The 13,008-nt window shown below is 31.2% G+C and carries 13 protein-coding genes and 1 tRNA gene; 12 read left to right on the top strand and 2 right to left on the bottom strand.

What is annotated here, in order from left to right; all coding sequences use genetic code 11:
* Positions 1 to 284 precede the first annotated feature (284 nt).
* The 3 genes from GKZ86_RS14340 (at position 285) to GKZ86_RS14350 (ending at position 3,544) form a co-directional block, all read left to right on the top strand.
* Complete coding sequence (locus tag GKZ86_RS14340; RefSeq protein ID WP_154783768.1) at positions 285 to 860, top strand: chalcone isomerase family protein; 576 nt, start codon at positions 285 to 287, stop codon at positions 858 to 860.
* 147 nt (positions 861 to 1,007) lie between these two features.
* Entirely contained in the window at positions 1,008 to 2,234 is a 1,227-nt protein-coding gene (locus GKZ86_RS14345; protein WP_154783769.1) for a Glu/Leu/Phe/Val dehydrogenase dimerization domain-containing protein, read from the top strand.
* 407 nt (positions 2,235 to 2,641) lie between these two features.
* Complete coding sequence (locus tag GKZ86_RS14350) at positions 2,642 to 3,544, top strand: energy transducer TonB (protein ID WP_154783770.1); 903 nt, start codon at positions 2,642 to 2,644, stop codon at positions 3,542 to 3,544.
* Between the two features lie 467 nt (positions 3,545 to 4,011).
* Here GKZ86_RS14350 and GKZ86_RS14355 read toward each other — a convergent pair whose 3' ends face one another.
* Positions 4,012 to 4,407, bottom strand: coding sequence for a biopolymer transporter ExbD (locus tag GKZ86_RS14355; protein ID WP_059113933.1), 396 nt, complete (start codon positions 4,405 to 4,407; stop codon positions 4,012 to 4,014).
* 3 nt (positions 4,408 to 4,410) lie between these two features.
* Positions 4,411 to 5,106 (bottom strand): MotA/TolQ/ExbB proton channel family protein, encoded by a 696-nt coding sequence (locus tag GKZ86_RS14360; RefSeq protein ID WP_059113932.1) that lies wholly within the window; start codon positions 5,104 to 5,106, stop codon positions 4,411 to 4,413.
* A 131-nt stretch (positions 5,107 to 5,237) separates the two neighbouring features.
* Between GKZ86_RS14360 and GKZ86_RS14365 the strand changes: the two genes are divergently transcribed.
* From GKZ86_RS14365 to GKZ86_RS14405, 9 genes are all read left to right on the top strand, one after another.
* The gene (locus GKZ86_RS14365) at positions 5,238 to 6,464 is read left to right on the top strand and encodes a folylpolyglutamate synthase/dihydrofolate synthase family protein (RefSeq protein WP_154783771.1); all 1,227 of its coding nucleotides are present in this window, start codon (positions 5,238 to 5,240) and stop codon (positions 6,462 to 6,464) included.
* A gap of 179 nt (positions 6,465 to 6,643) precedes the next feature.
* Positions 6,644 to 6,721 (top strand) — tRNA-Val (locus tag GKZ86_RS14370).
* Positions 6,722 to 7,027: 306 nt separating this feature from the next.
* Positions 7,028 to 8,026 carry a DUF262 domain-containing protein gene (locus GKZ86_RS14375; RefSeq protein ID WP_154783772.1) on the top strand — a complete coding sequence of 333 codons (999 nt, stop codon included), beginning with the start codon at positions 7,028 to 7,030 and terminating at the stop codon, positions 8,024 to 8,026.
* 2 nt (positions 8,027 to 8,028) lie between these two features.
* A complete protein-coding gene (locus tag GKZ86_RS14380; RefSeq protein WP_154783773.1) occupies positions 8,029 to 8,634 on the top strand; it encodes a hypothetical protein in 606 nt (201 codons plus the stop codon).
* Positions 8,635 to 8,797: 163 nt separating this feature from the next.
* Positions 8,798 to 9,205: a helix-turn-helix transcriptional regulator gene (locus GKZ86_RS14385; protein ID WP_154783774.1), complete on the top strand. Its 408-nt coding sequence runs from the start codon at positions 8,798 to 8,800 to the stop codon at positions 9,203 to 9,205.
* 72 nt (positions 9,206 to 9,277) lie between these two features.
* Positions 9,278 to 10,297 carry a serine hydrolase gene (locus tag GKZ86_RS14390; protein ID WP_154783775.1) on the top strand — a complete coding sequence of 340 codons (1,020 nt, stop codon included), beginning with the start codon at positions 9,278 to 9,280 and terminating at the stop codon, positions 10,295 to 10,297.
* Positions 10,298 to 10,493: 196 nt separating this feature from the next.
* Complete coding sequence (locus GKZ86_RS14395) at positions 10,494 to 10,874, top strand: VOC family protein (protein ID WP_154783776.1); 381 nt, start codon at positions 10,494 to 10,496, stop codon at positions 10,872 to 10,874.
* Positions 10,875 to 11,059: 185 nt separating this feature from the next.
* Complete coding sequence (locus GKZ86_RS14400; protein ID WP_154783777.1) at positions 11,060 to 12,262, top strand: immunity 26/phosphotriesterase HocA family protein; 1,203 nt, start codon at positions 11,060 to 11,062, stop codon at positions 12,260 to 12,262.
* A 45-nt stretch (positions 12,263 to 12,307) separates the two neighbouring features.
* Complete coding sequence (locus tag GKZ86_RS14405; protein ID WP_154783778.1) at positions 12,308 to 12,964, top strand: DUF4240 domain-containing protein; 657 nt, start codon at positions 12,308 to 12,310, stop codon at positions 12,962 to 12,964.
* Positions 12,965 to 13,008: the final 44 nt, after the last annotated feature.

Genomic DNA, 13,008 nt, shown 5'->3' on the forward strand with positions numbered 1-13,008 from the left:
GTTTTCGTAATTATCTTGAATTTTCTACTGACTAAGCTTGATTTTGCAACATTTTCTTTAAAATTTAAGAATTAAGTTATTGATTAAAAGACATAATTTATAAACGTTTAGATAATATGAATGTAATTAAAACCAAAAGTTACAAAACCACGTATATCTACGTAAAGCAACTCTTACTAATTTGATTATGAATAGAGTAGAATAAAAAAAAATAAATCTAAAGTGTTAAAATTTAAGAAATTAACCCTAATTTTGTCCACAAAAAAAATAAATATCGATAGAGTATGAAAAAGATTTTACCATTAATTACATTCCTTTTAAGTTTACAATTTTCGACAGTTTCTGCACAAACTCACCTTGAGGTAAACGGCGTTACTGTTCCTAGAAAAATTGAATTTCAAAACAAAACTTTACAATTAAATGGCGCCGGTGGAAGATCAAAAATGTGGTTAGAAGTTTATGTTCAGGCCTTGTATTTATCTCAATTAAGCCAGGATCCAAAATTTATTATTGACAGCGATACCGAAATGGCGATCAGAATTGAAATTACCTCATCTATGGTTTCTTCAAACAAATTGACTAAAGCGATGAATGCCGGTTTTGAAAAATCTGCAGGAAGCAATCTTGAAGAATTGCGACCAAGAATTGAGCAGTTTAAAACATTGTTAAGCGATGCAATTACTGAAAAAGATGTATTTATTTTGGCATACAATCCGCTTGATCAAACTACAAATGTTATTAAAAATGATGTTGTAAAAGGACAAATTCCCGGATTCGATTTCAAAAAAGCATTATTCGGAATCTGGCTTTCAGACAAACCCGTTGATGATACCTTAAAAAAACATTTATTGGGACAATAATCTAATATCCCGTTTTATATAAATTTTAGAGCCGATAACTATTACGTTTTCGGCTTTATTTTTTTATTGAAATAAAATTGCTCGAAAATACATTATTCGCATTATTCTATTTTATACATTTACGCAAAATATACATATCTTAACAAAATGAAAGATTTATTACAGCAATTTGAAAATAAAGAACCTGAAATTGTTTTTAACTGGAAAGATTCTGAAACAGAAGCTGAAGGCTGGACAGTAATTAATTCACTTCGTGGAGGAGCCGCAGGTGGTGGAACAAGAATGAGAAAAGGCTTGGATATGAACGAAGTTTTATCATTAGCCAAAACAATGGAAGTAAAATTCTCTGTTTCTGGTCCTGCAATTGGAGGCGCTAAATCCGGAATTAACTTTGACCCAAACGATCCTCGTAAAAAAGGTGTTTTGCAACGTTGGTACAAAGCAGTTTCTCCTTTATTAAAAAGTTATTACGGAACTGGTGGAGATTTGAATGTTGATGAAATTCATGAAGTTATTCCGATGACAGAAGAATGCGGTGTCTGGCATCCGCAGGAAGGTGTTTTCAACGGACATTTTAAACCAACCGAAGCTGATAAAATCAATAGAATTGGACAATTACGTCAAGGTGTAATTAAGGTTATCGAAAACCCTAAATTTTCACCGGATGTAACTCATAAATATACAGTTGCCGATATGATTACGGGTTATGGCGTTGCAGAAGCTGTTCGTCATTTTTATGCAACTTACGGTGGAGATATAAAAGGTAAAAAAGCAATCGTTCAGGGTTTTGGAAATGTTGGTTCTGCAGCCGCATTTTATTTAGCTGAAATGGGCGCAAAAGTTATCGGGATTATTGATCGTGATGGCGGATTAATTAAAGAAGAAGGTTTTTCTTTTGAAGAAATCAGAACGTTGTTTTTAAATAAAGACGGAAACAAATTAGTGGCCGACAATATGATTCCGTTTGAAGAAATCAACGCTAAAATATGGACAATTGGTGCTGAAATTTTCACGCCTTGTGCTGCTTCAAGATTGGTTGCTCAATCGCAAATTGACAGCTTAATCGCAAACGGATTAGAGGTTATTTCATGTGGAGCGAATGTTCCTTTTGCAGATAAAGAGATTTTCTTTGGTTCTATCATGGAAGAAGTGGATCGTAAAGTAAGTTTGATTCCTGACTTTATTTCAAACTGCGGAATGGCAAGGGTTTTTGCTTATTTCATGGAGAAAAAAGTTCAAATGACCGATGAAGCTATTTTTAATGATACTTCTGAAATTATAAAAAATGCGATTGTAAAAGCTCACGCTTTAAATCCATCAAAAACAAATATCAGCGCAACTGCTTTTGAGATTGCACTGAAACAATTAGTATAATATTTTATACATTATATTCTAAACGAGTCAAATAATAATTTGGCTCGTTTTTTTTGCTATAAATTAAAATGCAAAGTTAAGTTTCACGCAGATTTGGCAGATTTAAGCAGATCCGCACAGATATAAATTTTATAATTATTGATTAAAAAAATCAAAGAAAAAATCTGCGCGGATCTGCTTAAATCTGTATAAAATCTGCGTGAAACTCTTATCATAAAGTTTAGAAAAATCATTTTAATTCATTCAAACTGTGGCAAAACAAAAAAAGAGCCAAAAAATCTGCCAAATCTGCCAAATCTGCGAGCAAAAAAACAATCACTTCCAAAATGAGTTCCCTCTTTGATTCTAAACAATTTTTAGTACTTTTAAACGTTTTTATTTAATACAATACAAAATTCAGAATCACAATGGCTTCGACAGATTCTTCAGATAAAAAGAAATCACTATTATTCACCACAGCGATATATGCAGTAATTATTCTATTATTGTTTTTTATTCGTTTTTGGCCTCCATACAATCCGGAAAATAATGTTGCACTTGCTGAAGGTGGCGGCGGTGGCGGCGTGACCGTAAATTTTGGAGACAGTGATTTAGGTTCCGGAGCTAATTATAAAAGCGAAGTTTTAGATGTTAAAAACGAGGCCAAACAAACGCCTGCAAAAGCAACTCCTGACGAAGCTATTATTACACAAGAAAACGCAACTACTGATGCAGAAGATGTAATTATTCCCGTAAAAGAAAAGCCTAAAAAAAATACTCCTGTTGTAAAACCGGAAACAAAACCTGTACCTGAAAAACCAAAAGTTTCGAACTCTACAAATGATGCTTTATCAAGCATTTTGAAAGGCTCTAACAAAGGCGGAGACGGTGATGATAAAGCAGCAGGAAATAAAGGAAAAGCGAACGGAAGTTTAGGATCTAACGGTTATTATGGCACCGGAGGTTCTGGTGGCGGAACTGGCGGTGGAAACGGAACTGGAAATGGTATTGGTACCGGAAGCGGTTACGGAGCCGGAAGCGGCGGAGGTTCTGGCGGTGGATCAGGATATTCGTTAGGAAACCGAAAAGCGTTATCGAAACCTGCACCAAAATATACGTGTAACGAAGAAGGAAAAGTAGTTGTTGAAGTTACGGTTGACCAAAACGGAAAAACTATTAGCGCAACTGCAGGAATAAAAGGAACAACAAACACGGCAAGCTGTTTATTAGAACAAGCCAAAATTGCCGCAATGAATACCAAATGGTCGCCTGATGATAATGCAGCAGCAAAACAAGTGGGAAAAATTGTGTATAATTTTAGTTTGAATTAAAACACGAATTACACTAATTTTTACGAATTAGATTTATATAAAAAAGGCTTTCTGAAAATTTCAGAAAGCCTTTTTTATTGTCTTTTATTCTTCTCTTTTTTGTGTCATTTCAAGGAACGAGAAATCTCCGCAAGAAGCTCGATAAACATTTGATTCCCGCTGCGGAGTTACTTGCGGAGATTTCTCCTCCGTCGAAATGACACATACTTTATGGCTACTTTTTGTTCTATGTTCTTTTCTCTTTCTTCTTTTCTCTTTCTTCTTTTCTCTTTCTTCTTTTCTCTTTCCTCTATACTCTATTCTCTATACTCTATTCTCTATACTCTATTCTCTCTTTTTTCCGCGTGAGGGATAGGAGCTGGCTACCGAAGTAGCGCGGATAGCCCGACCGCAATAAAAAAATGGGCGAATCAACGTTATGCTGATTGGCCCATTTTTTTATTGTGGTCACGCCCTAATGATAAAAATTACTTCGGACTTGTAGCAATTACAAACTTCAAATTGTTCTTTACTCCTATTTGCAATACATCTACTAAATCCTGCACTTGCAAATTAAACGGAATTCGAACGACAACGGTTTGTTGTTTGTCTGCTCCTATTTTTGACATTAAACTTGTTTCCAGATTTTCGAAATCTACGGGTTCTTTATCTATGTAGAACTTTTTATCTTCGGTAACTGATAAACTTATTAGTTGTTTATTGGTTTTTTCATTTGATTTCGCTTTTGGCAATGTCATTTTAATAACATTAGGATTTGCTAGCGTTGATATAATTAAGAAAAACAACAGCAAGAAAAACATAATATCACTCAATGACGAAGTTGCTACTTCGGCATGAAATCTTCTTTTTCTTTTAATAGACATACCTTATGCTCTTTGAATTATATTTACAAATTCTAAAATTTGTTTCTGAATTTTTAAGGCAAAATCATCAATTTTTCCGTTCAATAAATGGTAAGCACTATACGCAATAATACCTACGATTAATCCTGAACCTGAACTGATCATTTTTTCGTATAAACCTCCGGAGATGTTTCCGATACTGATATTTTCAGTTACCGAAATACTATAGAAAATTTTAATTACTCCGGAAATAGTTCCAATAAAACCTAATGTTGGCGCAATACCGGCAATAAGTCCAAGATGACCTAAACGTCTTTCCATTTCACCAATTTCAATATCAGCAGCGCGGTCCATGTTTGATTCTATTTCGGCAATTGGTCTTCCAATAACCAAAACTCCTTCTTTCAGAATATTTGCGGCAGCTGTATCGCTTCTTTCTACAATTGTTCTTGCTAATTCTATATTTCCTGCATTCAATTTATCTCCAACATCCTGCATTAATCGTGCATCAATTTTCGACGCTTTGCTGATATATAAGTAACGTTCAAAAATTACGTAAATAGTATAAAACAATAAAATGGCAATTGGTATTAAGAAAAAACCTCCTTTTAAGATAAATCCTAAAACAGAGATTTCAGTATTTGGAGCAATTTTCTCGATAACTACGTTAGATGCGGCGTTTGCAATGGTATCTGTTTGTAATTGAATGAAACTAAACATATATTAATTCTGGTTTTTAATAATTAATTCTAAAAAATATTTGAAATTTGCACTAAAGATAATTTTCATTGTAATATTAAACTAAAAAAACGGGAAATTATTTCAATTCAACACTATTTTATCCAAAATAAATGAACTACCAGGAAACAACAAATTGGATGTTTAACCAATTGCCAATGTATCAACTTCAAGGCGCTTCGGCATACAAAGAAGACTTAACAAATATTAAATTACTTGCGGCGCATCTGGGTCATCCTGAAAAGGAATTAAAATGCATTCACGTTGCGGGAACTAACGGAAAGGGATCGACTTCGCACATGCTGGCTTCGGTTTTGCAGGAAGCGGGTTATAAAGTTGGATTGTATACTTCTCCGCATTTAAAAGATTTTAGAGAGCGAATTAAAATTAACGGAAACGATATTTCTGAAGATTTTGTTTGTGAATTTGTTGCCAAACACAAAGATTTTTTTGAGGCTAATGACATGAGTTTTTTCGAAATGTCTGTTGGTTTGGCTTTTGATTATTTTGTTTCAGAAAAAGTAGATATTGCGATTATTGAAGTTGGTTTGGGTGGAAGATTAGACGCTACGAATATCATTACGCCTTTGGTTTCGGTAATTACGAACATCGATTTAGACCACACTCAGTTTTTAGGAAATACAACCACGGCAATTGCAGGTGAAAAAGCAGGGATTATTAAACCAAATGTTCCTGTTGTAATTGGTGAATATACAGAGGAAACTGAAATTGTATTTTTAGCCAAAGCCAAAGAAAACGATGCGCCTATTTATTTTGCGGCTGATTTAATTTCGGGAGTTTTTCCTTCTGATTTAATTGGGGATTATCAGTTTCATAATAAAAAAACGGTGCAGCAGGTTGTGGCTCTTTTAAACTCAAAAACGGATTTTAAAGTTTCTATTGAGAATTTAAAAACGGGTTTATTGAATGTTTCAAAAAATACGGGTTTACAGGGAAGATGGCAGCAATTGGGCGAAAATCCGAAAATAATTTGCGATACGGCACATAACAAACACGGTTTGGCTGTTGTCATGAATCAGGTTCAGAAAGAGACTTACGAGAATTTACATATTGTTTTAGGCGTTGTTAATGATAAGGATCTTGATTCGATTTTGCCTCTTTTTCCTAAAAAGGCGCAATATTATTTCTGCAGGCCAAATTCATCGCGAGGTTTAGCTACCGTAATATTAAAAGATGCGGCAAAAAAATATAATTTAATAGGTGAAAGATACGTTTCTGTTGAAGAAGCTTTTGCTGCTGCAAAGAATAATGCCGGGAAAAACGATTTTATTTATGTTGGCGGAAGTACTTTTGTTGTTGCAGAATTGCCTTTGAACTAAGCAAATCTGAATTTGCAGAAAAAAGTTTGAAAAAAACATTTTAATAACAAATTCATAAACAGCAAGATATAATTAATTTAAAAAAAAGTTTTCTTTTTTATTCTATTTTCTTTGCAGAACTCAAAAACTAGCGTATATTTGCACTCGCAATCACAAAATGATAGCAACCTAGTAAAATAGGGCGATTAGCTCAGCTGGTTCAGAGCACCTCGTTTACACCGAGGGGGTCGGGGGTTCGAACCCCTCATCGCCCACCAAGAAACTCCTTAAGAAATTAAGGAGTTTTTTTTATGTCCATATTTAGTATATAACTACTATTGGCACATATTGCAAATAAGCTCTATTGAATTTATAAATAAATTTAATTATCTATAATTACTATTTTCATTAACGCAGGTAATTATTTTTGTCTTATCCAAAAAAAACTACAATTATGGAAAACCACAATAACTGTAAGTGTTTTTTTGCGTAGTATTGTATAAGTTTATTAGGATACATTTTTAAGTAAATTGTAGAAAAAGCAACATTCGTTATTTTATATTAAATTTGATAAAAATTTCAAAATGGAAAGAGTAGATTATCAATCACTAATTATTCAAGATATTATTAATTTAAAAAATTTAGATGAGCTAAATCTAAATCCTTGGTATCAACGTAGATCTGTTTGGAATGATAGCCAAAAATCTTACTTAATCAATACTTTATTTGAAAGAAAGCCAATACCTGCAATTTACATAAGGCATTCTTTAGATTTAGAGTTAGGAAAAAGCATTAAAGAAGTTGTTGATGGGCAACAAAGGTCAAGAGCAATTCTTTCGTATTGCAATAATGAATTTTCTGCGATTCATCCAGAAACGCAAAAAAGAGTAAAATATGAAAATTTATCTAAAGCTCAGAAACAAAATTTTTTACTAACTCCTGTTCCTGTCGGTTATTTGCAAGGTGCAAATGATAGTGATGTTATTGATATTTTCGCTCGTATAAATTCCGTTTCAAAAACATTAAATGCACAAGAGAAGAGAAACGCAAATTTCAGTGGAGAATTTAAGCAATTTGCTGTTCGCCAATCGGTAATTAGATTAGAATTTTGGAGGAATTATGGAATATTTACACCTACAGATATTTCAAGGATGACGGAAGTACAATTCATTTCAGATCTGATAATCAATCTTATTAAAGGAGTAATTGGATATACTTCCGCGAGTATAAATAAAATTTATAAATTATATGATTTAGAATTTAATCAGTCAGAAGAAATTTCTATTAGACTAAATAAAATATTTGAAACCCTTATTAAGTTAGATCCTGAAAGCATAAAAAATACAATTTTCAACAGGCCTCCATTACTTTTATCTTTGATGATAGTAATTGACAGTTTGGACAAGATAGACACAAAGAAAATAGCAAAAGGTCTTTTTGAAATCGATTCTATATTTCTAATGGATAATGTTGATGACAAATCTAAAGATGATATTGACTTTACAGCAGCATTAGCAGCAACAACTCAAAGTGTTATAAGCCGTAAAGTAAGAGATTCTTATATTAAAAAATTTGTTTCTTAATAATGCCACCTCCTAGCTTAGTTGTTTCATACAACAAAGTAATTATTGACATAAATAGACTAGAGAACTACAGAAATTCTTCGTTAACTTTAGAACCTAAATATCAGCATTTGATTGCAGAGGTTATTCTGTTGCGTTTATTTTCTTTAATAGAAAACTACATAAAAGATGTTTCATCTAAAATTGCTTGTGCATCTCCATATAGAAGCGGTAATTTACCAACTCTTCTACATACATGTACAACTGTAAATAATGCCTTAAAACAATTTGAAAATTTTAATCGTGTCACTCCTAAAAGCCCTAAATGGACAAATTCTAGATATTCAATTGATACAATTAAAAAAATAATTCCAGCAACTGAAAAAGTAAGGGTCGAATTAGTAAATTTTGGACCTTTTTACGAAGAGATGAGAAAAGTGAGAAATCACGTCGCACATAGATCCTCTAGCACATATGGCAATTATAAAATTGTAATAATTTCTACTTATGGAGCTTACTTACAAATTAATACAGGTGCATTTTTGGTTTCTACTAAAAGAATTCCAATAGCAAAAATAGATTACTATATACAAGTTGGTAAAATATTTGTAAACAGCTTATCATCTTAAGATGAACTATGTAATGTCCGATTTTGTAACTACAGTCTTCAGCTTTTGAAAAAAGAAAATCAAATCATGAGATTTTGAGTTTTCCACATAATTGTATCGCACAATTTAAATCTGTTTTTTACCAAATGGGAAATTTCTGAGAAATTTTAAATATCTTTGAATTATGAGCACACTATCAAAACCAAATCACATAGGGCGAAAAATTAGCCGTATTCGTGAACTTCGCGACATGAAACAAGAAGCTTTGGCACAAGCTTTAGGAACAAATCAACAAGCTATATCTGCTATTGAAAACAGTGAAACAATAGAAGATGGAAAACTTGCAGAAATTGCAAAAGCATTAGGTGTAACTGTAGAAGCTATTAAAAATTTTTCAGAAGAAGCTGTCTTAAATATTATTGGTAATACTTATCATGTAGACAATTCTTCTGCAGTTAATTATGGTTGCACTTTTAATCCTTTAGATAAATTAATACAAGCTCATGAAGAGCAAATCAAACTATATGAACGTTTAGTCCAAGCAGAAAAAGACAAAATCGAATATCTTGAAAAAATAATAAAAGGAAAATAGCCTTTTGCAAAACATCCGAAAACTCCATTATTACTAATGGAGTTTTTTTTTATATTTATTAAAATTTAGAAAATGAGTACAATCATTAAAGAAATCAAAATTATAGTTTTTACTATTACACTAATAATGGGCGCTAATTGTTACAGCCAGAGAAATCAAACAAAAGCAAAACTTGATACTTTATTCCAAAATGCACTTAACTCAAAAGCTTTTAACGGAAATGTTTTAATTGTAGAAAAAGGTAAAATATTATATGAAAAAGCTTTTGGACAAGCTGATGCAAGCAACACCATACAATTAAGTAAGGATTATCGGTTTCATATAGGTTCAATTGCTAAAGAATTTAATGCCATTGGAATTATGATGCTTAAAGAACAGGGCAAATTAAAACTTGATGACCCTATTTCTAAATTTTTACCTGAACTTCCGTCATGGGCCAATAAAATTAAAATTATTCATTTGCTTCAATATACAAGCGGACTACCTCAAATAAAATGGAGTGAAGTCAATCAGGATTCTGATAACATGGCGCATTTGCAAAATACTTTGGCACTTGACTTCGAACCGGGAACAAAATATGATTATAATAACAATAATGTGTTTTTACAAAGGCGTATTATTGAAAAAATCACAAATATGAATTTCAATTCATTTGTAGTTAAGAAAATATTAAAGCCTGTCGGAATAAAAAATGCTGTTGTAGATCCTGATGAAAATGAAACGCTTTTTGCAAAATCATTTAATAATAAAGGAAAACCAGATGTTCTTAAATACAACATTTCAGGCTGGACAGCATTAAATTTAGAGGATTTCAATAAATGGTCTGAAGCCATCAATTCATTTAAAATAATTAATCCAGAATCAACACGTGAACTTTTTGAACCTTTTTCTAAAGACAGTCAAACTGGTCTTGGTGCAGGAAATATTAAAAATGGACAAGTAATAAGTCATATACATGATGGTGCAGCTTTTAATTATCAAGCTTTATTAATAAGCAATCTTAATTCGACAATTATTTTAATGACCAATAATAAACAAAATAACTTAGAAGAAATTAGTAATTCAATACAAGCTATACTTAAAGAAAAGTAAAACAATCTATTTACACCAAAACTCTTTAATTTCTTAAGTAGTTTTTTTGTTCAACAATTTATTTCTTGTAATTTTATTATTGGTTAGTTTATAAAGAAACAAATATTAATATGTGCTACTTCTGGCCAGGAAAATAACTGCGATTGTAAAACGACACAAATTCATTTAATCAACAAAACAATAAAAATAAATTTGTATGACTAACTTTAAAACTACTATAAAACCTTTTCTGACAGTCAACGACGGTATAAAAGCAGTTGAGTTTTATGTATCGGCCTTTGGAGCTATTGAGGTAAAAAGATTTGAACTGCAAAACAAAAAAATATCTTCAGTAATTGAAATTGAAAATGCGGGTTTTTATCTAAGTGATGAAGAACCTTGCAATGAGAATTTAAGTCCAAATCTGAATAGTCCGGTTAGAATAATTTTAGAAACTAAAAATGCGGACGAAATATTTGAAAATGCACTAAAATTTGGCGCAACAGAAATTTGTCCAATGACAACCGAAGAAGATTGGAGAATAGGAAAACTGAAAGATCCTTTTGGACACATTTGGGAAATTGGCTATCCTTTATAAAAAAACTCCTTAATTTCTTAAGGAGTTTTTTATGTCCATAATTTTCGAATTTAGATTTGCGGATGCGAAGTCAAAGACATTCGCACAGCATTTAATAATAACTCTCGTAAAGATGATTAAAAACATTATTTTAGTTCTTTTTATAAATAACTATACATCATCTACCAAAAAAAAACTGAAACGCAATGAATTTTGAATTATCAAATAAAGAAAGAGAATATCTAGGTCTAGAAGAAATAAAACCTAATTGGGAAAAAGTAATATTAAAAGGAGATACTTATCGTGAACCAAGCATTCTATATTTTGAAGATAATACAATAAAAAGACATATTATTTCAAACTCAAATCAATATGTAGAAACTCAGTATAATGAGTTAACAAAAAATAGAGAAATTTTAGTTCCAAAAACGGCAAAAGGAAAAGAACAGAAACTAACAGCGTCTGTTCTGTCGACAAAAACTCCAATTGGTGTACATGTTTCTTTAAATCTTTTTGGGGATTTATGGATCGGGAATCACACAACTAAAACTACCTTTTTTTCCAGCAATTGGGAAGACAGAAAAAAAAGAACAGAAAATAAATTGAGTTTTTGGGTTGAAGATTTTATAAAAAATGCTGACGAAAATCATTTACAAGAAATTAGTAAATTCAAAAATGCTAAAAAACAAAATGTAAAATATAAATCGGGTGATTTTTTTGCATACAAAATAGACAGGAAAAATTATGGTTTCGGGAGAATTTTACTTGACGTTAATAAAATAAGAAAAAGTAATTTTTTAGAAAAAAATCATGGTTTACATTTATTAATGGGACCTCCTGTTTTAGTAAAATTATATCCATATATATCACTGGAAAAAAATATAGACACAAAAATATTAGAAAATCTAACAGCTTTACCATCAGATTATATGATGGACAATCATTTTCATTATGGAGAATATGAAATTATTGGTAATAAAAAGTTAGAAGAAAAAGAATTCGAGTTTCCTATATCTTATGGGAGGAGCATTAGTTATGGGAGTGCAAATGTTTTTCTTCAATGGGGATTTATACATAAAGAACTTCCCTTGTCAAAATTCAACAAATATATAAGTCGAGAAAATAGCAATTCAATATTAACACAAAATCCTTATGGGTATTATTCTTGTGGATTTAGTACACATTATTACAAAGTCGATATTATCGAAACGATAAAGAATAATAATGTTTTCGATTTCAATCGTGATCCTTATTATAAAACTGAATTTGATTTAAGAAATCCAAAAAATGAAACATTGAAAAATGAAATTATGGAAGAGTTCGGTTTAAATCCAAAAGTAAGCTATGAAGAAAACTGTAAAATAACCGGTACAGAATCAACTGTAAAAATACTGGAAAGCATCAAATGAATAAAAGCTGCTATTAGTTAACATTTGACAAAATTCGTAAAGAGAATGAAAAATCATAAATTTATACTGTTCATAATATTACTAATTGTATCATGCGGACAAATAGGTAAGAATGATTCAGAAAAAAAATCAAAATCTGAAGTAAAACAATTTATAAAAAATAACAAAATGGATAAAACTGAATTTTGGAAAATAATAGAATATTCGATTGCAAAATCTAATGATGATAAATTAGAACAGGAAAAAGTTATTATTGAAAAATTATCAACGTATAATCCTGAACAAATTATTGAATTTGAAATAATCTTTAGACAATTAGTTATTCAAGCAGATGATTTTAAAATAATGGCAGCTCAAAAAATTATTGAAGGTTATGTTTCTGATGATAGTTATCTATATTTTCGTTGTTGGCTAATTGGAAAAGGAGAAAAAAATTATACAGAAACTCTTAAAAATCCTGATTTTTTATCGGAAAATATAAATCAAGATGAGGAATCAGATTTTGAAGAACTAATGTATGTCGCAACGAATGCATATAAAATAAGAATAGGTAAAGAGGAGGAAGATGAAAGTTTCCCAAGAGATGTTGCAATCGGAAAAGGGTTAGATTATGATTTTGGTGCACCACCAACAAAAGGTGTTGATTGGAAAGAGGAAGAACTACCAGCAACTTATCCGAAATTATGGAATTTATATAACTAAAAGATGTATTCTATTTGATTACTAAATTCTTTAAATCCTGCAAA

It is taken from the genome of Flavobacterium sp. LC2016-13, assembly GCF_009707955.1.
Lineage (GTDB): Bacteria > Bacteroidota > Bacteroidia > Flavobacteriales > Flavobacteriaceae > Flavobacterium.